General features: G+C 45.8%; 12 protein-coding genes. 9 read left to right on the top strand and 3 right to left on the bottom strand.

The annotated features are described in order from the left end of the window. Window position 1 precedes the first annotated feature (1 nt). Complete coding sequence (locus AC1TPC_RS25060) at window positions 2-2392, bottom strand: lamin tail domain-containing protein (protein ID WP_482069463.1); 2391 nt, start codon at window positions 2390-2392, stop codon at window positions 2-4. 269 nt (window positions 2393-2661) lie between these two features. On the opposite strand from AC1TPC_RS25060, the gene AC1TPC_RS25055 reads away from it, so the two are divergent. Genes AC1TPC_RS25055 through AC1TPC_RS25040 form a run of 4 tightly spaced genes read left to right on the top strand, consistent with a single transcriptional unit; the run spans window position 2662 to window position 10360 of the window. Further along, entirely contained in the window at window positions 2662-3708 is a 1047-nt protein-coding gene (locus AC1TPC_RS25055; RefSeq protein WP_482069462.1) for a Wadjet anti-phage system protein JetD domain-containing protein, read from the top strand. Continuing rightward, on the top strand, window positions 3696-5219 hold the full coding sequence (locus AC1TPC_RS25050; protein ID WP_482069461.1) for a replicative DNA helicase: 1524 nt from the start codon (window positions 3696-3698) through the stop codon (window positions 5217-5219). The genes AC1TPC_RS25055 and AC1TPC_RS25050 overlap by 13 nt, the downstream gene beginning before the upstream one ends. Further along, on the top strand, window positions 5206-5961 hold the full coding sequence (locus tag AC1TPC_RS25045) for a DUF6063 family protein (protein ID WP_482069460.1): 756 nt from the start codon (window positions 5206-5208) through the stop codon (window positions 5959-5961). The genes AC1TPC_RS25050 and AC1TPC_RS25045 overlap by 14 nt, the downstream gene beginning before the upstream one ends. Further along, window positions 5945-10360, top strand: coding sequence for a coiled-coil domain-containing protein (locus AC1TPC_RS25040; RefSeq protein WP_482069459.1), 4416 nt, complete (start codon window positions 5945-5947; stop codon window positions 10358-10360). The genes AC1TPC_RS25045 and AC1TPC_RS25040 overlap by 17 nt, the downstream gene beginning before the upstream one ends. A gap of 353 nt (window positions 10361-10713) precedes the next feature. Here AC1TPC_RS25040 and AC1TPC_RS25035 read toward each other — a convergent pair whose 3' ends face one another. Further along, on the bottom strand, window positions 10714-16056 hold the full coding sequence (locus tag AC1TPC_RS25035) for a M4 family metallopeptidase (RefSeq protein WP_482069458.1): 5343 nt from the start codon (window positions 16054-16056) through the stop codon (window positions 10714-10716). 387 nt (window positions 16057-16443) lie between these two features. On the opposite strand from AC1TPC_RS25035, the gene AC1TPC_RS25030 reads away from it, so the two are divergent. The 5 genes from AC1TPC_RS25030 (at window position 16444) to AC1TPC_RS25010 (ending at window position 23432) form a co-directional block, all read left to right on the top strand. Next, window positions 16444-17148 (top strand): response regulator transcription factor, encoded by a 705-nt coding sequence (locus tag AC1TPC_RS25030; RefSeq protein ID WP_482069457.1) that lies wholly within the window; start codon window positions 16444-16446, stop codon window positions 17146-17148. Between the two features lie 14 nt (window positions 17149-17162). Continuing rightward, on the top strand, window positions 17163-18593 hold the full coding sequence (locus AC1TPC_RS25025; protein WP_482069456.1) for a sensor histidine kinase: 1431 nt from the start codon (window positions 17163-17165) through the stop codon (window positions 18591-18593). A gap of 96 nt (window positions 18594-18689) precedes the next feature. Continuing rightward, on the top strand, window positions 18690-19448 hold the full coding sequence (locus AC1TPC_RS25020) for an ABC transporter ATP-binding protein (RefSeq protein ID WP_482069455.1): 759 nt from the start codon (window positions 18690-18692) through the stop codon (window positions 19446-19448). Between the two features lie 5 nt (window positions 19449-19453). Continuing rightward, entirely contained in the window at window positions 19454-21865 is a 2412-nt protein-coding gene (locus tag AC1TPC_RS25015) for an ABC transporter permease (RefSeq protein ID WP_482069454.1), read from the top strand. A 256-nt stretch (window positions 21866-22121) separates the two neighbouring features. Further along, on the top strand, window positions 22122-23432 hold the full coding sequence (locus AC1TPC_RS25010) for an anti-phage deoxyguanosine triphosphatase (protein WP_482069453.1): 1311 nt from the start codon (window positions 22122-22124) through the stop codon (window positions 23430-23432). 72 nt (window positions 23433-23504) lie between these two features. Here the strand turns inward: AC1TPC_RS25010 and AC1TPC_RS25005 are convergent. Further along, window positions 23505-23788 (bottom strand): hypothetical protein (locus tag AC1TPC_RS25005; RefSeq protein WP_482069452.1); only part of this gene is annotated, 284 nt, incomplete at its 5' end.

The following is a 23788-nucleotide window of genomic DNA, read 5'->3' as shown; positions in this document are numbered from 1 at the left end:
TTCAGTTGTAGATCTGAACATCATCGATATTGATTCGGCTGCCAGACGTACCGGATACGAGTATGCGGAAGCGAACGCTGGCATTCTCGTTTACAGTAATAGTCTGGACAGCTAGTGTAGAAGAGCTTGAAAAGGTTCCAGTTACATCCGTCCAGCTCGTGCCGCTGTTTACGGATTTTTGCAGCTTCCAGACTGCGCCTGTGTCTGTGCCGAAGGCTGCATGGCTTACTTTTACCGTTTTGGCACCTGCAGCATTGAAGTTCATCGAGATTGATCCTGCTGATCTAATACGAGCTGCTTGCAGCCCATTTTTCTTATCCGTGCTAAGGTTGCCGATTAATGCATTATCCATATTCCATGATCCGCTAGATAATGCGACATTACCTGCGGTATAAGAACCCTTGCTACCGCTCTCAAATGTTTCATTTAATATCACAGTAGAAGCAGCCGTAACCGTGACCGTAAAGGTTGTACTTACCGAGCCTCCGTTCCCGTCAGCGGCCGTAACCGTGATGGCAGCAGTGCCAGCAGCCAGCGGATTAATTGTGAGCTGTTTGCTAGCAACACTAACCGTTGCAACCGAGGTATTGCTCGATACAGCCGATAGGGTTAAGGCGTTGCCATCAGGATCGCTGAATGTATTCGTTGCATCAATAGTCAACGCGCCGCTGCCGACTGCAATGCTCCGATTCGCAATCGCATTGGCGACTACCGGCGGTTGATTGGACGAAGTGATCGTGTGGCTGCCGAGATTAGTGAAAGTATTATTCGCCAAAGCATCCCACTGTGCTGCAGCGTAAGTGGTTGTACCGGCTGTAATCGTGCTTTTGCGAACGAGCGTTTTGTCCGTACCAAACGAGATGCCTGCAGTACCGATCACATCGAGGTTTGTTCCATTCTTGCTCAATGTGACGGAATCATCGCCATTAAAGCTCAAATTATTGGATAGCAGATCGGCTTGCGACAAAATGCCAGCGGCCGCGCTTGGATTCGCTACTACATACACGTCGCCGCTGGCGAGCGTTCCGCTTAAATTAATAGCTGTTCCGACATTAGATGAGATAACGGAATATCCAGATAAGTTCAAGCTAGAGCCGGTACCGTTGTAAATCTCAACCGCTTTGTTGTTGCTGCTGCCTTCGATATATTCAGAGAAGAAGACTCCCGTACCTCCGCCCCCAGGCTCCCCACCTCCAGTGCCATAGCCGTATGAGCCAGCCTTGAACGTTGAAGGGTCATACCACTTGTAGCCCGCAGCTGGCGCAGACCAAGGCTCGCTTTGCGGCTCTGTGGATGTCTGTGGATTTTCTATCGCTAGAAGCGGCGTAGGTTGGTCAAGCGTAAGTCCGCTCACTTGATTCAAGCTCGTGTAGCTCTCCTGCAACGCAAGCCAGTTCACCACATTAACGAGAAGAGTCGCATCATCTTGCTCTTGAAAGCCGGCGTAGGTTGTTTTGGTACCGCCCGTTTCTTCCCTTTTGTACTTTGGTGTGGCGTCTTCTACCGGAGAGGAATCGCCAATGAAGGCAGCTTTGCCTGCGCCTACTTTGGACACTGCAGCATAAGGTCCCTCTGCAATTCCTCCTCCCGCATACACGCCCTGATCGACTGCCGGACCCCATTTTTCGGAGGTAGCAGGCAGGTATACAATTCCTTTAGCTTTATTAGGATCAATAATAGCGAGCGTTGAACCGGCATGCATGGCTACTGTAGAAACGCCGGCTGTAATATTGAAGGCTTGAGCTGGGGCTACAATCTGATTAGCCGTTACATTGCCAAGCGCGTTGTACCGGAAGCGGACTCCAAAATTAGAGCCTAGCCAATCCGAGCTGACTACGCCGCTCATCGCTGCGGAGCTGCTTTCTTCGGCATTCATTCCTTGTGCTGGATTGCTCCATGCGCCGCGGCGGTAGCCGTTAAACGCCTCCGAGGAATCCCAACGGTTCTTGTTGCGGTCAGCATTATAATGATCCGCTATAAAAAAGATACTTCCGCCATTTTGCACATATTGAAGCATCGCTGCTTGTTCCGTCGCCTTATATGGAATGTTGGCTTCACCGACGACGAATACATCATAATTGGAAAGGTCGCTTAGGACAATCGGCGTTGATTTACGCAGTTCCTTGACATCATAACCCTCATTTGCCAAAGCATTGCCAAAATCAGAGAACGCTCCATCGATTACCCAATCCGCTGCACCAGCTGTTTGAGCATGTGTATTATCGAAAAGCACTTTTTTTCCGTTAGCGGTGCCAACATGCAATATTTCGGGAGCCGGATCATTCGGACCCTCTGCATGGGCTTGTGGTACAAAACTGATACTGGAGAATAGAACACTGAAGCTTAGAGCTGTAGCTAGCAACAAACGAGACCATGGATGTCTAGCAATCATTAAACTCATCTCCTATCTAGTAATTTTTGCGTACCTTGTACACATGAACATTCTAGCATATGTAAATCTTTCCATATAATAAGGTTTTATGAATGAAGATAAAAGGGTTGGGAGAGTTGGTTACGCATCTCGAAGCTTTCAATCACTAGCTGGGATGGCTGTAATGAAAGATTTTTCAAACGATACAAGTCTTCCAGTGTTTATCCGTGTCGTTTGTGTATTAATTTTTGTTATAATAGATCTAAATTTGTCATTAAAGGTGTGGAAATATGCCTATCAAGCAGCGACTAGAAGATTATCTGAATCAGCATAAAAAACAGACGGTTACGTTATCTGAGCTGGAGGAGCTATGCTCGGATTTTTCCATTAGCTATCAGGAGTTGGGAGCTGTCCTTTTGGAGCTGGAGGCAGGTGAATCGCTGCAGATGGTGAAGGCGCAGGGACGAAACCGAAAGCAGCCGTCACTCGCTTATCACTATCGGATAAACAAGAACAAGCTCAAACGAGATATGCATAGGCTGCTGCAGCTAGCGAGGCTGCAATTGCATCCGCTTATTCGAATCGATGCTTATTATAGTCTGCCTATGGAAGCATGGCTGCGGGATGAGCCAGCAATCTGGCAGGTGGACGCATATTTGCGAAGGGAATCGTTGCCGCAGGAGCCGGTTCCTGCGCCTGAACGCAGCTTTGAACTGGTAGGGGATGAGAAGTGGATTACGGAAAACGGCGGCATGGAGCTGCTTGAGCGTATCGGGCTATGGGATTCGATGAGCATCATTTCGGTTGCAGACCCGTTGATGCTCGCCTTTAACCCGGAGCAATCCGGGCGAGCCGTGCAGTTGCATCTTATTGTCGAGAACAAAACGACCTATCAGGGACTGCTTCCTGTCTTGCCTTCTTCGGACTTTACTACCTTAATCTACGGCTGCGGGAAGAAGATTATTAAGAGCATCGAGCTGTTCGAGCTGCAGCTGCCCTTGCCGAGCGCTGAGCATTGTTTTTATTACTTTGGCGATATTGATCATGAGGGCATTAATATTTGGGCTTCGCTGAACGAAAGAGTGAGGTCGCTTTACCAATCAGAGGTTAGGCTGGCGCTTCCCTTTTACCAGGCATGTCTAGCAAAAGCGTATGTATTCGGCAAGGAAACTCACCGACGGGATGAGCAGGCAGCCGAAGCGTTTCTCTCCCGCTTTGCCGAGTCTGAGCAGCATATCATTCAGAACTGTCTGGCATACGGGGGATATTATCCTCAGGAAATATTGAAATCAGTGGAGCTGAAGGAGCTTTGGAGGACGGCCTCATGGAAAACATAGATATTCATCAGCTTACGAATGGCTTCAGTGACCGCATGACCAAGCTTGCTCTATTCGATCCCTTGTTTGAGCTGCGGGGCAAGCGAAGGACTGATCGACGGCAGCAGCCTGTCGATATGATGGAGCTGGGCTTATTGTCGCTGCTGTTCTTCTTCGAGCAGAAGCTGATTCGCAATAGCAAGGCTGGCATTAAGGAACTGGCACAGTATTTGTATCGAGCAACTAATAGCGTCTATGATTTTGGAGAGGTGGAGGCGGAGGAGCTTGCGCGGCATATTGTACAGGTGTTTCGGCCCGCATCCGGCAAGAAGCGGGATTTCTCGTATTTCAACTGGGAGACGAAGCAGACTGAGAAAGCGTATATCTCGATTCTTCGCGCGAATGCCTTCGATCTGAAGACGAATACGCAATACTATACGCTGGATGAGGACGGGCTAGAGCTTGTTTTTGCGACTAAAGAGTTTTATATGGAATTTCAATTATCCATTCATCAATTGGTTCTGCGCAAGCAACTGGAGAAGGGTGAGTTTCTTGGCGCCTTGCGTCAAATTAATGAAATGAGGGTGGATGTAGAGTCTCTACAGGAGCGAATGCAGAAGCTTGAGCATGAAATCAAACGCAACATCGTATCCGAGGAAACTTTCAACCGTTATAAATTGCTTCTCGACGACATTTATTCACGCCTGAACCGGGAAAATGAGGAGTTCGATGAGCTTCGGCAGTTTATTAAGGAAACGAAGGATCGTATTCAAGCGGAGGCTGCTCGAAGCAAGGATCAGAGGCCTTATGAGCTGATTTTGAAAATAGGAAATGAGCTGGAGTCGGTACATGGCGAGCATACGGTGCTGTTCCGTCAAAGCATGGAATTAAAAGCACATGCCTTATCCGCAGCAAAGGAATCTCTTTATTATACGGGGCTTAATTCCTTTAACTTCGAGCAGGATATAGCTTCGCTGATTTTTAGCGTGCCGCTGCCGCTTGAGAGCATGAAGGGGATCGTTGCGCCTTTATTGCAGGTAGAGCAATCAAAGCAATGGTCGCTTCTGACCGTTTGGGCGGAACAAAATATTCAAGATGAGCAGGTCGGCTCTGCCAGGGACAACAGCTTTATGGATCCTCAGACGGAGGAGCAGAGCGAAGCTTATGTAACAGAGCGGAAGCAAGCCTTTTCGTATTATATGGAATTATTGCTTGATCTGATGACAGAAGAAAGACAGGTAGATCTGTCGCGAGTCGTGGAACGGTTGAAGGAGCTTCGGAAGGAAAATATTTTTGAGAAGCGGTCCTTTTATGATTTCTGGCTCGTATTGCATCAGCGCAGTCCTATTCAACCAGGCATACAAGATTCAGCGGATATGGACAAAAGCCAGTGGTTGGAGTCTGTTATGGGCATGCTTGGTCAGCGGACTCTGTATGTGCGCGAGGCGAAGTCGTTATTGAAAGTGAATGACCGATTTACGATTCAGAATATGCTGATGTCATGGGAGGAGGATGAGAATGGCGATCGATAATGCTGTGGTGATGAAAGCTTTCCGCATGTATGTGCAGCTGGCTCGCGATACCTATGCAGGGAAAGAGCTGCTGCAGGAATATGTGGCAGATGATGTATTGCGAGGGATTGTGGATCAATTCGCGCGCGAGGTGGATTGCGTAACGGTGGTGGCAGGAGAACAGCTTTATATGATACCGGAGGCGCGATTATCCCCTTTTCATTTGAGCAATGATTATATTAAAAAACATTATATGCGAACGAATGCGGTCAATGCGGATCTTTATTTGATGTATGTGTGCATCATTGTTCTTATCGGCGCTTTCTATGACAGCTACCAGACGCTGGAGCCAACCCGAAGCTTCCTGCGGCTGGATGAATGGACGGAGCTGGTGAATGAGCGGATCGCCATGCTGGCGCAGCATCCGGAGGAAGAATTAAAGGCGATGGAGAAGGAGTTTTCTTACCACTGGACCTCCATTATTGAGAAATGGGAAGCGATGGATGATGTGAAGGAAACGGCGCAGCGCCAGAGCGGAAATACGATTAGCCGAGTCAGCTTTATCGATACGGTCAAGAGATTTATGCTGGCGCAGGAGCTCGTTCAGGATATTGGAAATCAGGAGCTTGCCTTGACGGAGAAATCTAAAATCGTTGTGCAGCGATATTTTATGGAACTGGAGTATAATCGCGGCGTTTTGGAGTTTCTCTATCAATTCGAGCATAGCAGAAAGGAGGCCTCCAGCCATGCCGGCAATCTCTAAAATTCGCTTTACGAATGTTGTCTATGAGGACGGCAATAAGCGTTACAACGACGAGGTGTTTCAGTTCGACGGTCATAATGGAGCGATATTGCTGGAGAATGGCGGAGGCAAAACCGTATTCATTCAGACGGCTCTCCAAGCGGTGCTGCCGCACAGCGATCTTGCGGGGCGCAAGCTTAAGGAGACGTTTTCGCTGGAAAACGGTCCGGCGCATGTGGCGATTGAGTGGATTCTTCATGAGCGGCCAAGGCGGTATGCGGTAACCTGCGTCACGTTGTTCTTGTCTGCGTCAGGTTTAGATTCGCTTCGCTATGCTTACGATTATGCGGCCCATGATGTAGATGCAATTGATGAGATTCCTTTTGTCCGGAGCGTACAGGGCAAGAAGAGGCCAGCCGAAAAGGGCGAAATGCAAGATTATTATCAGTCAATGACAGCTAAACGAATGAATGCTCATACATTTTCAACGATTAAGAGCTTTCATCAATATTTGGAGGAGCAACTGCAAATTATTGCAGCAGAATGGGAATGGATTGCAAAAATTAATCAGACGGAGGGCGGAATCGAGCATTTCTTTGATGAATGCAAGACGACGACTCTCTTATTCGACCGACTGCTCATTCCAGTTGTCGAGGACTCGATGTCCGGCTATTCCGAAGGTAAGTTTGCCGAAGCCTTTGAATCGCATCGCAAGATCTTCAAGCGGTATAAAGAGCTGAAGGAGGAGGTAGAGGAGAATGAGCGGATTTTGGCAGAGCTGGATATGTATGTGGCAGCCTACGAGAAGCTAAATGACAAGCAACAAACCTATGCGTTGCAGCAGTCGGAAGCCAAAGCTTACTGGCGCTCCGCCCATGAACTAGAGGATGCGCAGCGTAATTCGCTTTCGCAGCTTGATCAGCAGATGCAGCAATGGAGCAATCGCAAGGATCAACTGCAACGCCAGAAGGATTCCCTGCTGATCGCGAAGGAGCGTCAAGAGCTTGAGGCAAGCATGCAAATGGCCTCGCTGGTCGAAGACGACAAGCAAAGCGTGGATGATCAAAGTAAGAAGATAGATCAGCAATACTATTCGCTTCGTTATGCCGATTATCGTTCGCAAAGCTTGGCAGCTAATGAGGGTCTACGCTCGGCGGAGGAGCAATTGCTGCAGCTCGGGCAATCGGAGGATGAACGGGAGCTGGGAGCTGCCTGGGACAGTAATAACGGACAGCTGCGTTATGTGCTTGGCGTCTTGGAGGAGCAATTGAATTCAGAGAAGCAACGATTGGAGCAGGCCATTAAGGCTCATGGCGAGAAGCTTGCTCATGAGGAGCAGCGTTTGACGGAGCTGAAGATTGAACTGCGTGCTTGTGAGGATCGAAGCCTTGAGCTGAGGGCAAGCGAGAAGGAAAAGGAAATTCAGCGTACGGATATCTGCAAGGAGATTCTCGCTAATCCGGCGATGGAGAAGGTGGAAGACAAGCTGGCCTTCTGGATTGCAAGGCAACAGGAGCTGGATGAATGCAGCGTTTCTCTTGCTCAAAGAAACAGGGAGATTGTTAAACGTAAAAGAGAGCAGCAGGAGCTTGCAGCGCAAATACAGGCAGCTCTTCGGACGGAGGTTGAATGCCTAGGAGGCTTGGAGACAGAGCTAGCCTCACAGCAGCAGGCTCATCAAGCAGTGCTCTCAGAATTACGCAAGCTCCGCCCAGCCTGGGAGAAGCTGCAAGCCGTTTATGAACGACAAAACTCTATTGAACGACAGCTGGAGGAGGAAGCTGAGAAGCTGCTGAGCGACAAGGAGCGGCTATTGCAGCAAGAGCGTTTAACTTATCGTTTCGTGGATGATTATGCGGGGCAGGAACGTTTCTTTGCAGACTCCTTTATTGCGAATCTGATCCAGAAATGGTCCAATCAGTTCGCGGTGCTTACAACGGGTATCGAATATATAGAGAATATCCCATTGACGGAGCAGGAGCTGCCCTCCTCGTTGTGGGCGTTGACGCTCGTTACGCTTGAAGCGGATAAAGCAGCTCTGCGCAAGAAGCTTTCCTCCTTTGCGGCGCAGCTCCAATATCCGATACGAATCCTCTCGACGGAAGAAGCAGCGAGACTCGTTAAGGGCGATGATCTAGAGTCTATGCAGCTATGGGTGGAGCCTGAGCATTGGGCGAAGAATGCGGAGAGGGCTTCGTTCGAGCAGTGGCAGCTCGAAGCGATGCAGATGGCGGAGAGCGCTAGACAGGAGCGCATTGCGCAAGAGGAGAAGCTGACGAGTTGGCATGATGCGAAGAAGTTGTTTGCGCGCTTTATTCAGCAATATCCGTTTGAGCAGGTGCAGCAGTTGGAGAAGCTCGTCATCACGGCGAAGGAACGCGTTCGCCAGCTGGAGCGTGAGTATGAGCAGCTTCAGTCCTTGCTGGAGCAGGACGAGGCTGTCCTCGCACAAAATATGAGAAAAATCGAAGAGCAAAAGGATGAATACAATCAGCTTAGCCAGTGGCTGGCACAAGCTCAGAAATATATGAAGCTGGGTAAAGAAATGGCTGAGCTGAGTAAGCTGCTTGCGGACATGAAGGAGCAAGCTGCAGCTCTTGGCGTAAGGGCGGCAATGAGGGAGCGGGAATACGCAGCGCTGCAGGAGCAGCTTTCGGAGCTTAATCGTGAGCTTCAGCAAGTCGAGCATGAGCTGACTGGCTTGCGGGCACAGGAGCTGTATGCGGAGGTAAGCGAGTTTCTGCCGCTTGCAACGGAGCAGCGCCTTGAACGCTTGAAGGAGGAGAGACGTCGCCTGGTTCTGAGGAGACTGCAAATGTCTGAGAGCCGAAGAGAGCTGGAAGCTAAGCTGGAAGCCGCTAAGTCCAGAAAGGGCATGCTGGAGAACGAAATGGCGCGATTGCAATCCGAGCGGTCGGATTTATTGCTTGAGCTTTCGTTTCCTTTGAACGGCAAAGCGCGGATGGATGAGCTGCTCGGTGACATGCAGCAAATCAAGGATAAGCAAAAACGGCTAGCGAGTGAATATGAGCAAGCTTATCAGAAGTTTACGCGGCAGGAGGAGAGAGTGAGGCTTCTTCTGGAAAGGTATACAGCTCAGCATCGAGGTGAGCAACCGCTGCTGTTTCACGAGCGGTTGTCGTCTGTGGCGGAGGGGCTTGAAGCGGAGGAGGATAGCTTGTCGACAGAGAAGCGCGATCTTGATCGGCTTGGCAAGCTGCTTCATTCACAGCTTGAGAATATTCAGAACGCGATAAAAGAGCTTATGCCATTCAAGCTGCTGCATGGGTTCGAGAATCCTATTATTGCGGCAGATGACTTGACTGCTGAGGCAAATACAGAGTTCAGCTACAATCATGTCAGTATCGTTAAAGCGGTAACGGAACGGCTGGCTTTCTGCTACCAGGGAGTGGAAGAGGAAAGTGAACGGCTGAGAAAGGCGCGTGACCGATTTAAAGCTTTTGGCCGCAAGCATATTTTTAATGTGAAGCTGCGGGAAATGGCGGAGCAGGGCGTTGAGCAGGCTGCTACCTATGGAGAAATTGTTTCATTCCACGAATCGATGCAGAACCGGATTCACCATGCCAATCATATTGCCGAGGAAACGATGAGGACGGATAACCAGCAGCTTGAGCAATTTATTGTGCATGTCCATTCTCATGTGAAGCAGGTCGCAGTGGAGCTTAAGGATATTCCTAATAAGACGAGGGTGAAAATAGACAACGAATGGAAGCCGATTTATACATTCACCATTCCCGAGTGGGAGGAGCAGGACGGAAAGGGCGCCATTCGTCAGCATTTGGATTGGATTACCTCGCAACTGGAGAACGAAAAGTATTGGAATGACCAAGGACAAGCGCAGGATGCTGCGGTCAAAAAGGATTTGAGCAAATGGCTGGATACAAAGCAGCTGCTTCAGGTTATTTTGAAAGATAAAGCAATGAAAGTTACCTGCCGCAAGGTAACGAACGAGAACACGCTCACAAGGGCTGCCTATTCATGGGAACAATCGAATAATTGGTCTGGCGGAGAGAAATGGAGCAAGAATATGACGCTGTTCCTCGGGCTGTTAAATTATACGGCAGAGAAACGTCAGCATATTAAGTCTGGCATGAAGAGGCATCGAGCCGTTATACTTGACAACCCATTCGGCAAGGCTTCCAGCGACCATGTGCTGAGTCCGGTATTTTTTATCGCGGAGCAGCTTGGTTTCCAGATTATCGCGCTCACAGCGCATGCTGCAGGAAAGTTTCTTCAGGATTATTTCCCAATCGTCTTCAGTTGCAGGTTGCGTCAAGCAAGCGGAGCAGGCAAGCAAATCATCACGAAGGAAAAAACGATCAATCAAGCTTACTTCCGTGATCATGCACCCTTGTCTATGGAGCGCTTGGGTGATGTGACCCAAGTGGAGCTGTTCTAGCGGGCGCTCGTCCAAAGCTGGCCGTTTCAGAAGGCTTTAATTGTGTTTCTGCGGATGTTGAGAAATTCAATAAGTCTTTCTCGTTTAGCGTTGCTGATCGAGCTCTGTAGAGTAATCTACAGAGCTCTTTGTTTATCCGAAAGTTGACAAATTCTCTTCCTATGTATGGCTGCTGGGAAATACCGATCGAGAAATTTTTTATGCTCAATTAGATAGAAAACAGAAAATTTTGAAGATTCAGATAACATTATTGCAACGCTAGTGATGACAGATTTCATATTGGAAAATAAAGAACAAAAAGACCATCAGGGTTTTCATGAAGATCCCTGATGGTCTATCAAATCATTAGAGAATTAGTTAATAAATGCTAAATGCTGAAGCGTTCTGCGAAGCGCAACTGTCGCTTGGGCTCTAGTAACGGATGCAGCCGGCTCGAATGTACTTGCAGTGACGCCTTGCATAATGCCGGCTGCAAGCATAAGCTCAATATCCTTTGTTGCCCAACCAGAAATGCTCGCTTGATCGGAGAACGTAGACAGCTTAATTGCTGAACCGGTACTGGAGCTTGCTTTGTTCTCATGACTTTGAGCGAAGCTGATCGCTCTGCCGAGCATAACCGCCATCTCCTGACGAGTGATCGTGCCATTAGGTGCAAAACTGCCATTGGCGTATCCGTTAATTAACCCGGCATTAGCCGCAGCTGTTACTGACCTTGCATGCCAATCCGTAGAGCGGATGTCGCTGAAGCGATTACCTGCTATCGGCAGCGAGAGGCCTAATGCTCGAACAAGAATCGCTGAAAACTCAGCACGAGTGATTCGTTTCTCAGGCTGGAATTGCTGCTCCGTAATTCCGAGAACGATTTTTTTGGAAGCCATCGTTTCGATATCGGTTTTAGCCCAATGCTTGGATACATCGGCGAACGTCTTAGAAGCTTGTACCACTGTATATATGCTGTTGTGAGGAGACTTTATATCAACAATGGTTTTCCCGTCTTCTGTTCGAACGGTTGACGGTATGAAGCTTGTCTCTCCCGACTCTGGATCGAATACGAGCGCGGAAAGACGATTAGTAGACTCGGGTTTGGATAACGTTATTGACCGAGTCACATATTGTCCATTAAAATCAGTGATTTCTGTATACGATTCCGCGTTGCCAACCAATAAGCTAAAAGCAAAGGAATCGGTTACCGGTTTATAACCATCATCTGATAGGGACTGCTTAACTTGGCTCAAAAGCGTGTTGTCAGGTTTTTCAATCGTTAGCCTCACTGTTAGATTGCTCGTATTGACAGTATTTCCGAGTGCCTTCTTTAATGAATCCGTATGAAGGAGCTTGATCGGAAGCTCATAGGCAACTGAATTATTTCCTACGACGAGTACGGTCTCAGGTGCAGCGGTGTTAGCTTCAATGAATAGTGACGCAGGCAATTCAAGCTGCAGGTTATCCGCCAACTGACTGACCTTAAGCAATACTTTTGGAACAGTTGGTTGCTTTTGCTCTTTTTCAAATTGCTCTGCTCCCGCTTGGGCAGACTGAATAGCAGTCATCAGCTTGCTTACGTCAGGTTTTAATTGCAGAGAAGCTTCTCCTTGTGGGCTTGTTTTCAGATCAGACTGAATACTACCGGCATCAAGTGTAACAACTGGTGTACTATCAGCCGGTGCTTTTTCGGGTGGAATAGCACCACCACCTGGAGCTGGCCCTGAACCTGGTCCTGGCCCCGTACCTGACGCTGGTCCTGGTCCTGGGTTAACTGGACCTGTACCTGGCTCTGGATTAACTGGACCAGTGCTTGGGCTTGGACCTGGATTAACTGGACCAGCGCCTCCGCCTGAATCTGGCACTGGGAGACAAGCATTTTGTGTTGCAGGTACGAGCAATTGAACTATACCGGCTCCACTTGAGCTGGATTGTAGAGTGAAATCATTGGTCGATGGTATATAGAATTCCGATATAGTCGTACTATCGCCGCCATTTTCTCTAAGAACAACCAGTAGCTGGTTATCCGCTTGACCAGGTAGAATGTTGGAAATCTTGTGAGACAGGACCTGCTCATCAAGCAGCTCAAAGCTTGAATATTGATAAATACGTAGAATATTATCATTAATGGTATAAAACTTATTTTGATTTAGATCGAACACAACATCCTGAAATGCTGCAATCGATCGGACATAGGTCATATCCTCTAGCCTACTTTTACTGCTATTGAAAATTGTACCAGCACCATTAAATATAAATTTGCCATCCGGCGAGACGCGCATAAACGTTGACATCGAGTAGTCGCCATGATAAGGCGAGTCATAGTAGGCAGGCGTAAACTGGCCGGTGTTATCAATAGTGTAAGCAGAAATATCCCGTGGGGATACATCGGTAGTAATGGTATATAGTTTACTTTGTGACGGGCTCAATTGGACAAAAGAGGCATGTCGGATCATTGCCCTTTGAATAACCTTTCCTGTATCCCGCGAATAAGAATCAAAAAATGTCCATTGCCCCGATCCAGAAGTGATATATATAATCCCGTTGTTATCTACAGCAAGATCATAAGGATCGGTATTCACATTGAATTTTTCTTTCAGCTTAAGCAGGCTGGCGTCGAGAATAGCTATTGTTCCGGTTTGCTCTTCTTCCCACCAATAGGGACTGTGATTCTTGTGTATCAAGCAAACAAACAGCTCGTTATTCCGATAAAACAATCGCTCTGGTTGATAGTCTAACGTAATCGTTTTTATTTCACCCGTTTCCATATTAGAGGAGATGACCTGCTTGCTGTTTTTGAAAATCGCATAAATGACAGGTTGATCGGGGTGCTTAATCACCTGCTGCAATGACATTCCGAAATGGAACCAGCCATCCCCTGTAAGCGGAATTGCAGCTACAGTTCGATTAATAACGGGCTCATTATGGAAGCCTGTAATCGCATTGTCATTCAAGTCCCTGATTTTCATATCGGGATCAAATGGCTTGAAAGAAATAGTTACCTTATCGGAAGCAATTACTCGTTCAGCAATAGTAAGCGTAATTTTTTTGGAGAAAGTCTGGATGTTTTTAACATCAACTTTCCTGTTATTAACCATTACCTCAAATGCGGCTTGTGGGGTGAACTGGGTCCTGATATATTCATCAAAGTTCAGAACGAGCTGAGTGCCGGTAATTCTAGCTGTAGTCAATTTAGGAGGCTCATTATCATTAGCTATAAAATATCCGAAGTTCCAGTCTTGTCGAACGTTGTATCCGCTTGTGGATTTGACGTTTGATACTTTAATTCGGTAAGCATTGTGGGATACGAGCTTTGAAGTAGTTAATACTACTTTATTCGGTTGGAGGCAATCGATCAGTACGCCTGTAACGATAGGATTCGGTATTGTGGAATTGATAGATTGCAGCTCATAGTTTGCTATGTTGCTCAGTGATCCCACATTCATCGCATCATCAAAGGTTAGTTCAATAGCGGTTTCGGATTGCGCAAAGCCGTAATAAAGTTTGGGGCTTGCTGAATCACGAATACATGTTACCGTCCATTGCTGCGGTGTACCATCCTGCGCGGTAACCGTATAGACCTGTGGGCTAATGAAGTTAACGTTATCTGTTGGAGCTCCGCTTAGAGTTGCGCCTTCAGAGACACTAATAATAGGATTGAGAGAACTAATATCATCATCCGCCTCAAGATAGAAGGTAACCGTATGGAGAACCGGGTCTATGATGGCAGGTCCAGACTGTTTTTCCGCATGGAATTCCGTAATATCATTCATAGCACCAGGATCCTTGATCGAGCCGGAAATACTCCAAGGCTGGTCGACTCCGCTCGCTGATCTGACAGTATAAGTCACAGGCGTGGAAAAATCTTGAGGCACATCCACGGCTGGAGTCAGTGTTGCTCCGGGTGATACGCTTATAGCTGGAATTAAGCTTTGCAAGCTGCTGCCGTAACCAATTTCGAAGGCAATTGTATGTGATTCTTTATTGATAATGGGAGAACCGAGCATACCAGGCACTTGGAAGGTAACAATGTTATTTTCTCCATTTTCATTGTCTAACCCTACAGCCTTCCATGCGCTTTTTACGATCTGTACAACCTCAGCTTTTTGAATATCGTTTAGCTCCAAATCCTCAGCCGATAAAACAAAAGCATCTCGTGCATCGGCAAAATCAGAGGTCGGCGTTAAGTAGGAAGTCATGGCACGATAAGCGATTTGTCCAAGCAACGTTTTGCCATGACCTTGCAAACCAGAGACGTTCTCAATACCAGTACCAATTAAGTAGGCTGCATGGTTTGGAATACCGCTATTCGTATGAACACCGCCGTTATCATGCTCTGCATCCTCTGGCAGATTTACATAACCCTTCATATGCGCTGGCTGCGGTTTTAGACCACGGGCTGGGTTCTGAAGATCCCGCAGCAGCCGGCTTCCTTTAATAATACCGGTGTCTTCCCCGATTATCCAATCTTCCGAATCAACAACAACAGCCATAATATCAGCCAGCGATTCATTTAAGGCGCCGGATTGGCCTACATATTCAAGATTCGCAGTGTACTCGATAACGCCATGTGTCATTTCGTGGGCGACCACATCAAGTGCACAGGATAAGCATTCGAAGGTACTGCTTCCGCTGCCATAAATCATTTGGTATCCGTCCCAGAATGCGTTATCGTAAGCACCAAAATTAACAAAGTTAACGATAGAGGATCCATTGTTATCGAAGCTGTTTCGCTGCAGTTGATTAAAGTAGAAGTCGTAAACTAAACCGCTGTTGTAATGAGCATCTACCGCTTCAGGATCATTAAAGGTAGTGGAAGAGTTTGATATAGGACCGTTAAAATAACGCTGAAAATCATAAGTAGCAATGACGCCGCTATCTCGATCTGCTTTGTACATCGACTTCGTTTTATCCAGAAGATAGTAACGACCGTTATCTTTGGTTACGTTCAAGGTTCTAGTTTCATTATAATAGCCTTGCCCCGTCCCAATCTCGTTTGTAGCATGGACCATTTTGCTGAATTTTTTTAAGATAGTGCCTGTATTGGCATCTACGAATCCTACCCAGCGGTCAAATGACGGGTTGATATATTCGATTTCGATGCGATAGGCAAGAACATATGAGTCATTAAATGGATAAATGATTAGCTCGGTTTTTGGTTCATCCAGTTTTCTTGGTCCGAAATTTCCACCTAGAGAAATGGTTTCGCCTATCGTGCTTTCGATCTCTGCCTTTAAGGCGTCGATAGCTTGATTGGAATCAAGCGAGGGTGCGATGTCTAGCGTTAACTGGCTTAGTTCAGGAGAGGACTGATTGGTGATGGCGTATATTTTTTGACTTGTATCCAAATGTGTGCGGATATACATGCCATAAACGGGTATTCCTTTGTAATGCTGCTGAAGGAGGTAATGCTCATTGCCTTCGGAATCTTTTTCTTTATTGACTACTTGCAGGTCACTCTTAGGCTGCTCAAAGCCGAATAGATTTGTCTTAGAGGAAAAATAAGAGATCATTTCAGAGTTAGAGCTAATTTTACCAGAGAGATTTCCTTGCAGTAAGCCCGGCGGTTCAAGGGAGTCATTAGGAGCACTCGGAGAATCGCTGCTGATGAGAGAGGAATTATCTGCGGAAATAATAGGATTACTTGCACCAACTAACGTTAGAACGAGAGAAAGTACCATTAGCAGGGCGATTTTTGGAATAAAACGCGACAACGGTTAACAGCTCCTTTTTTTATAGAAAATCATTAATTAAGAAAACTAGGTAAAATTTACTAGTATTCTATCACTATATTATAGAGATGGTAGTATTTCAACGGATAATTTCAAATATTAGCTTTGTTTAAGATTATGAAAAATGAGGGATAAACACTAGAGTTTTAAGCCGAAAGAAAGTTGACAAATTCCTTTATCACCAGCAAGGACACAATTCATTCCAATCAGGCATCAGCCAAATGGGGATACTCTGTCTTCATTGTGATTCCCATCATGCATAATACGATTCATAAAGGATAATGCTGGAAGCTGTCGAATAAGTTGCATGATCTATAAAACGATTATTTGCTAATCATTCCTGATTGAATTCGTATGGGAGAGCAAACGATGAATCAACCGCGCAAAATACTTATTGTTGAAGATGAGCAGGATATTTCCCGTGTCATCAATGATTATGTAACGATAAACGGCTATGAGGCACTTATTGCTGAAAATGGGAAAGACGCTTTGCGTGCTCTAGATAGCTGGCAGCCGCATTTTATTGTTTTGGATATTATGCTTCCGGATGTGGATGGCATTGAGCTTTGTCGCCAAATTCGCCAAAAGAGCCACACCCCCATCCTTATTCTAAGCGCGAGAGGCAGCGATACGGATAAGGTTCTTGGCCTTGGCTTTGGAGCGGATGATTATATGACCAAGCCGTTCTCTTTGAGCGAGCTGATCGCTAGAATAAATGCCCATTTACGTAGAATGGACAGCTTCGGAACGCCGAGCCCTCAAGAAGACCGTCTGAGCTTTGGCAATATCGTGATCGACAAGAAGGCGTATAGGGTAACGGTGGATGGCAAGGAGATCGCTTTGTCTGCCAAGGAGTTCGAGCTGTTATTTTATTTGACTAAGCATAACAATCAAGTGTTCTCCAAGAGTCAACTGCTCGATGCGATTTGGGGCTACGCGGAGTATGGAGATGAAAGCACCATAACCGTCTATATTCGCAGAATACGAGAAAAGATCGAAGCAGACCCTTCAAACCCTTCCTATATTAAAACGGTTTGGGGTATAGGATATAAGTTTAGCCTAGATGAAGCGTGAGATAGGAGAAGCTGATGTATTTAAATAGTTGGTTTAAAACGTGGTTTACGGCCGTATTTATTTGTCTTGCTATCATAATCGGCTGTGGTGCTTCCTTGGTTATCGACAGCTATAGGAGCGAGGATAAGGCGGATTCTGTTTTCGTCATTAATCAAGTACGTTTAAAGGTTAGCGAAATCATGTTATATCTGGAACGGCATCATGCTGAACTGCAGGATGAAACAATTGGCGCTGCTTTGCAAGAGATGAGTAAAGCTAACGATCTATCCCTCTTGTTTGCGGAGCTGGACGGCGGCATTCGCTTCAGCACCTCTTCGGGCAACAATGCCAAATCGAAAGTTGATGTTAGAACGGCGCTTCACTATGATTTATACACCTCTAAAGTACAAAAAAATAAGTTTAAAATTGCTTTTCCAGTAGTAGATGAACAAACAAACCAACAAATCGGAAATGCTATTTTTACAATACCCGCAAGCATTATCGAGAATGAACAAGCCCACGAGGTACCGCTTATCCGTATGATTATCATCCTTTCGATTATGATCCTTTTAATCACCCTGCTAGGCTTACTTCATTTTAAAATCAACCGCCATATAATCCGTCCCGTTCATAAATTAAAGGATCATTCTGAAGCGATTTTGAAAGGCGAATACGAGCAGAGGGCCGAGTATGGAAGATTGGATGAGATCGGCGAGGTTTATGCGGTTTTTGACCAAATGCGTTTGGAAATTAAGTTCTTGAGCGAGCAGCGGGCAGAGCAAGAAAAAGCACAAAAAGAGCTTATTGCTAATATTTCGCATGATATTAAAACGCCGCTTACAACGATCAAAGCATACATCGATGCAATTCTCGAAGGCGTAAGTCCCAATATGGAATCGGTGATGGGATATGTTGAAGTGATGCAGACGAATACGGATAAAATGGCGCGGCTTGTAGAGGACCTCCTCCTGCATGCCTTAAAGGAGCTAGGCCAAATATCTATTCACCTGACCGAGCAATACAGTCAAAGCATGCTGTCGACCATTATCAAACCGATTAGTCATTATGTTCGCTCTACGGGTGTAGCTTTCATAGAGCCGCCGGAAATTGCGAATGTGCTCGTTCAAGTTGACGCTAATCGTATAGAGCAGGTTATTTCCAATCTCGTTGCGAATGCGTTAAAGCATACGACTGCGGGCGATTCGATTCGGATGAGCGTCGAGCTTGAAGAGGGGAGCCTGAATGTAACGATAGCAGATACAGGCAAGGGAATTCTTCCGCAGGACATGCCGTTTATTTTCGAGCGTTACTTCAAAGGACAACAAAGTACCAAGCCGCAGCAGGAGGGGAACGGGCTGGGGCTTTCGATCTGCAAGCACATCATTGAGGCGCATAGAGGAACGATTTCTTTTAAAAGCATAAAGGATCAAGGTACGGTATTTCGTTTTTCCATTCCCATTTGTTAAGCAGATGCTGTAATACTTTATTAATAACTTGATAAGTATTTATCTACAACGGCCCCTTACAATGACTAGATAACAGCAATAAGGGAGGGCTTAGCGGTGTCCAAAAAAGCAATTATTCGCGCAGCGAATCTATGCAAAACCTATTCGACCGGAAGCGAGCAGTTTCATGCGCTCCGCAACATTGATTTAGACATTTATGAAGGAGACTTTACCGTCATCATGGGCAATTCGGGCTCCGGGAAGTCGACGCTGCTCTATCTATTAAGCGGACTTGATCGTGTAACGGCTGGCGAGGTTTATTTTCGAGAGCAACGCATTGACCAATATAACGAGAAAGAGCTGGCGCAATTTAGAGCGAAGAAAATCGGTTATATTTATCAAAGCATTAACTTGGTGCCCGACCTTACATTGTTCGAAAATATCGTAATGCCCGGTTATGTTGCGGGCTATCGCAAAAGTGAATTGAAGAGCAAAGCGCATCTCCTATTAAAGCAGCTGGATATCGAGGCATTAAGCAATCGCATGCCAGCGCAAGCCTCTGGCGGACAGCAGCAAAGAGCAGCTATATCCAGAGCGCTAATTAATTCACCTGACGTTATTTTTGCAGATGAGCCTACGGGGAGCTTGAATTATGATCAAGGCGTGGCAGTGCTCGATATTTTAACGAATATGAACCGTCAAGGCCAGTCGGTCGTCATGGTGACCCACGATATTAAAGCAGCTTGCAGGGCAGACCGGCTTATATTAATTAGAGACGGCAAAATAGGCGGCATCCTATTGTTTGATAAATATGACCAAGCGAATATTTCGGAACGCGAGCATATCATTTTCTCCTATGTGGCGGGGAAGGAGTAAACGATATGTATGCCGTATGGTCGCTTTGTTACGCTCATTTAAGGAAAAAGAAGCTGCAGAACGGGATAATCGCTTTGTTAATCTTATTATCTACCCTGCTTCTTGCTACATCCGTTACAGCCATTTCAAATACTAAAAATGTGTTTATGGATATTCATCGCAAAACAAATGGCGCCCATCAAGTATTGACGTTGACGAATCAGCTGCATGACCCCCAAATGGTCAAGAGCTGGTGGGATAAGCAGGACGGAGTGCGAGCATCCGAGCTGCTGCCGTACAGAAATTTATCGGGAGCAACCTTTCAGGGGAAAGAAATTGCGAATTTGTTTTTGTTTATGATGAATACACCAGCGATTCCCGCGCAGGTAGAGAAGTTTGTTTTTGCGCAGGGCAACGAAGGGCTAAGTCCCGAGCAAGGGAGCATATGGATCCCTGCTTCGATGGCAAATACCAATGCAATTACGGTCGGAGACAGCATTGGATTTAAAACGGGCGAGCAGTTGTTTGAGCTTAAGGTATCAGCCATAGTGGTCGATATTCCATACGGCGGTCCCTTTTCAACCAGTGCACGGATTTGGATGAACAGCGCGGATTATCATAAGCAGCTCGATTCGATGCAGGGCGAAGACATGTTTATGCTTGGGCTCCGTTATGATGACTATAGTCAGCATAGCCGTTATTGGCGAAGCTTTGAGGATGCTCTTGGCACTCCTTACCTGGAATCCAAAAACGATTTTGAAGCGATCTCATCTTTCTATTTCATTATTAATAAATTGATAGGCTTTGTGATGATTTTTGTGGGCATCATCATGATGCTCGTTGCGTTATATACGATTGGATTTACGATTTCCGATGCCATTCTGTCGAATTATAAATCGATTGGAATATTAAAGTCATTGGGGCTGTCCTCCAAAAAAATGATCGCTATTTATGTGATGCAGTATGCGTTTCTTTCTATTGTTTCTATTATTCCGGGTTTAGCGGTCAGTCATTTTTTATCGAGAATGATAGTGGAAAGCTCGCTTTCATATTTAAAAGCAGGAGATCTATGGGTAACGATGCAAGGAAATGATAAAGCTATGCTGGTCGGAGTCGCTGTATTTATCGCCGTTCTGCTTTGCGTGCTGGTCTATGCAAGCAAAGCGCGTAATGTACAGCCGATGCAAGCTATTCGGTATGGCATGTCCGAAATGGAAAACAATAAGATGATCAAACGGCTTCAAGTCATAAGCGGTGCAAAAAGCGTCTTTGAGCGATTGCCTGTCCCCGTCGTTATTGGACTAAGACCGCTTTTGAAAAATGTGAAGGATTCCGTCCTCATCGTCGTGCTCACAACGATTACGTCAGCGGTGCTGGTTTTGGGGTTTGTTTTGCTAAATAGTATCTTTGCTATACAGCAAACGGCCCCATTGTGGGGATACGATTCCTCTCATGTTGCAGTGACGATCTTTAACAAGTCGGCTTTTTCACGGGCGGATTTGGAGAAGGAAGTGCTGGCTGATCCAAGAATCAAAAACATCGGATGGATGAGTTCGCTGAATGGGGTATTTGCTCCGGATCAGATGACGGGCGCTGAACGAGCTAAGCGCGAATCCATAAACGGGAATATAGATGTCCTTGACGGAAGCTTTGAAAATATGGGGATGGCTGTCTTGAAAGGGTATAACCCGCGGAACAGCAACGAAATTGCGCTTGGCGTCAACGTTGCCAAAAGTCTTGATAAGGATGTTGGCGATGTTGTAGACGTGTATATTGAAGGACATAAGCATACTCTTACCATTACAGGTGTTTACCAAGCCATAGCGAACATGTCTTATTCAGCAAGAATTACGGCGGATGTGGTTAAAAAATACAATCAAAATTATAATGCAGCGGAGCTCTGTTTCATTAATTTGGCCGATAGTAAGCTAGCAGATCAAATCGTTCAGGAGCTAAATACTAAATATAAGGATTCTATTACAGCGGTTACCCAGCAGACTTTATTGGATTCCGTCTATAAGGACGCAGCGACAATTTTAATTTTGCCAATGAGTATCATGGGGCTGTTGTTTGTTGGAGTTACCTTCATGATTATTTATAGCATATGCCGGATGAGCATTATGAAGGAGAGCAAAACCTACGGGATATATAAATCTATAGGCATGACTTCGAATCAAATTAGAAAAGCCATCTCTGCAGGGATCGCAGCGTTATCTGCAATCGGAGTTGTGATCGGGATAGTTGTAGGTGTTTATGTGCTTCCGATTATATTGTCTGACCTTTTTTCGAGTTATGGCATTGTGCAACTGCCTCTAATTATGGAATGGGGAGGAATCATAGCAGTTGCTTTGTTTAGCGTAATTGCAGCTGGCCTTGGTTCATGGTTATCGTCAAAAGTGATCCGTCAAACATCGCCTAGAGTACTTGTTGTCGAATAACGATAAGGCCGAGCCTCGTTTTTACGTGAGGCTCGGCCTTATTTACACTTGCTTTTAAATGATCAGGATTTATCGGCTTCAATAATCGTCTTAACTTTTTTCATCGTATCGGTAAAATCAACGCCGTCATGATTCCAGACGATTACATCAATTTTTCCCAAACGATAGCGCTCCTTCGAATTCTTCATCTATTGCTTCTAATAAAGTGCATATATTGCTAAAATGTTTCTAAAAGAAACCAGCTGGGAGCGAGCCTATGATTCTCTATAAGCATTCGTTGAATTCATTTTATAATGATACGGATATTCAAAGGTATGTCGATACGGAAAATGCGAAGCAAAGGGTATCAATCCGAGATGATTTTGAACGCGATTTTGGCAGAGTTATTCATTCGGCTGCGTTTCGCCGCTTGCAATCCAAGACGCAGGTTATAGGGATCAGCGAAGGTGATTTTCATAGAACGCGCCTCACGCATTCTCTTGAAGTATCTCAAATTGCTAGAGGAATTGCCACAACCTTAAATGAAAAAAATAATATATTCAAAGAGTCGGAAAGCAAAATCGACATCTCGCTTATAGAAGCTGCCGCTCTAGCCCATGATTTGGGGCATCCGCCCTTCGGACATCAAGGGGAGCGCGCTTTGAACAAATGCATGAGTGCATTTGGGCTTAACTTTGAAGGCAATGCGCATACGTTTCGGTTATTGACGAATAGAGAAGGGGAATTGGAAACGGGACTGGATCTAACAAGAGCGGCATTATTGTCCATTTTAAAATACCCTGCCAGCATGAAAAAAGTTAATAATCCAGAAATAACGGGAAAACCGCCCAAATGCAGTGTGTTTGAAGAGGACGAGCCAGTGTTCGAGTGGGTGACCCAATGCTTTGCGCCGGAAGAGAGGGCCTGCTTCATGGAGGTCACTGATTTTCAAGCGGGCAAGCATCGGAAAACGATAAATAAAACATTCGAATGCTCCATTATTGAATTAGCTGACGATATTGCTTATGCGACCTACGATTTGGAGGATGCTTTTAAGCTGAACCTGATTCATGTAGATCATTTGAGCGAGATCGTTGAACGGCATAAGTCCATTTCATCAGATAGAATCGGAGCAGCCCTGCGTATCTTTACGGAAAATAGCGGTTATAAAAGTAAAACGAAGCCGTTTTTCGCGGATTTGGTGTCCGGTTTCATCAATGAGATTGATATCATAGAGCCGCAGCCTTCTTTCTCCTCTAATCGATTGCGTTACAAAGCGGTTATTGCTGAGGATGCGATGCAGTTATTAGAGGATTTGAAAAGTTTAGTTATAGATCATGTAATTTTCTCTCAAAAGGTTCAGACCTTTGAATGGCGCGGCGGCAAAATAATCGAGATGCTATTCGACGCGATGATCAATGATAAGAATCTGCTTCCAGAGGATAGAAAACGAAGATGGCATGGATCATGCGACAAAGTGAAAGCGAGGCTCGTTTGCGACTATGTAGCAGGAATGACGGACACTTATGCGTTAAAAATGTATTCCCGTTTATATGAAGCTGCGGGCGGCAGGCTGTTTGATATTTAATTGTGAAGCAGCAGTGAAAACTGTTGCTTCATGTAATAGATGCAGAGCATTACAACACTTAAAAATAGTTATTTAATTTTTTTCGAAAAAAACTTGCAATACTGGGCGAGTACATGGTATATTCTTATTCCGGCCAAGAAATACACCGGAACGAAAGAAAAAAGATTGCTCTTTGAAAACTGAACAACGAGTAATAACTGCCCTTGCAATTCTAGCGAATTGTAAGAAAAAGCGATAAAAAGTAATGAGCATTTCAAACACATGAAGCTTTTCTCTTCGACATCGCGTCGAAGCGAAAACTTCCATTTGGAGAGTTTGATCCTGGCTCAGGACGAACGCTGGCGGCGTGCCTAATA

The organism is Paenibacillus sp. Y280, from assembly GCF_056786335.1.
The sequence above is the reverse complement of the archived record's forward strand: the minus strand, read 5'-3'. Positions and strand labels throughout refer to the sequence as shown.

Excerpts from the sequence above, each read along its gene's own strand:
- AC1TPC_RS25040 (WP_482069459.1), top strand. The coding sequence starts at position 5,945 with ATGCCGGCAATCTCTAAAATTCGCTTTACGAATGTTGTCTATGAGGAC.
- AC1TPC_RS25045 (WP_482069460.1), top strand. The coding sequence starts at position 5,206 with ATGGCGATCGATAATGCTGTGGTGATGAAAGCTTTCCGCATGTATGTG.
- AC1TPC_RS25030 (WP_482069457.1), top strand. The coding sequence starts at position 16,444 with ATGAATCAACCGCGCAAAATACTTATTGTTGAAGATGAGCAGGATATT.
- AC1TPC_RS25055 (WP_482069462.1), top strand. The coding sequence starts at position 2,662 with ATGCCTATCAAGCAGCGACTAGAAGATTATCTGAATCAGCATAAAAAA.
- AC1TPC_RS25025 (WP_482069456.1), top strand. The coding sequence starts at position 17,163 with ATGTATTTAAATAGTTGGTTTAAAACGTGGTTTACGGCCGTATTTATT.
- AC1TPC_RS25060 (WP_482069463.1), bottom strand. The coding sequence starts at position 2,392 with ATGATTGCTAGACATCCATGGTCTCGTTTGTTGCTAGCTACAGCTCTA.
- AC1TPC_RS25015 (WP_482069454.1), top strand. The coding sequence starts at position 19,454 with ATGTATGCCGTATGGTCGCTTTGTTACGCTCATTTAAGGAAAAAGAAG.
- AC1TPC_RS25010 (WP_482069453.1), top strand. The coding sequence starts at position 22,122 with ATGATTCTCTATAAGCATTCGTTGAATTCATTTTATAATGATACGGAT.
- AC1TPC_RS25050 (WP_482069461.1), top strand. The coding sequence starts at position 3,696 with ATGGAAAACATAGATATTCATCAGCTTACGAATGGCTTCAGTGACCGC.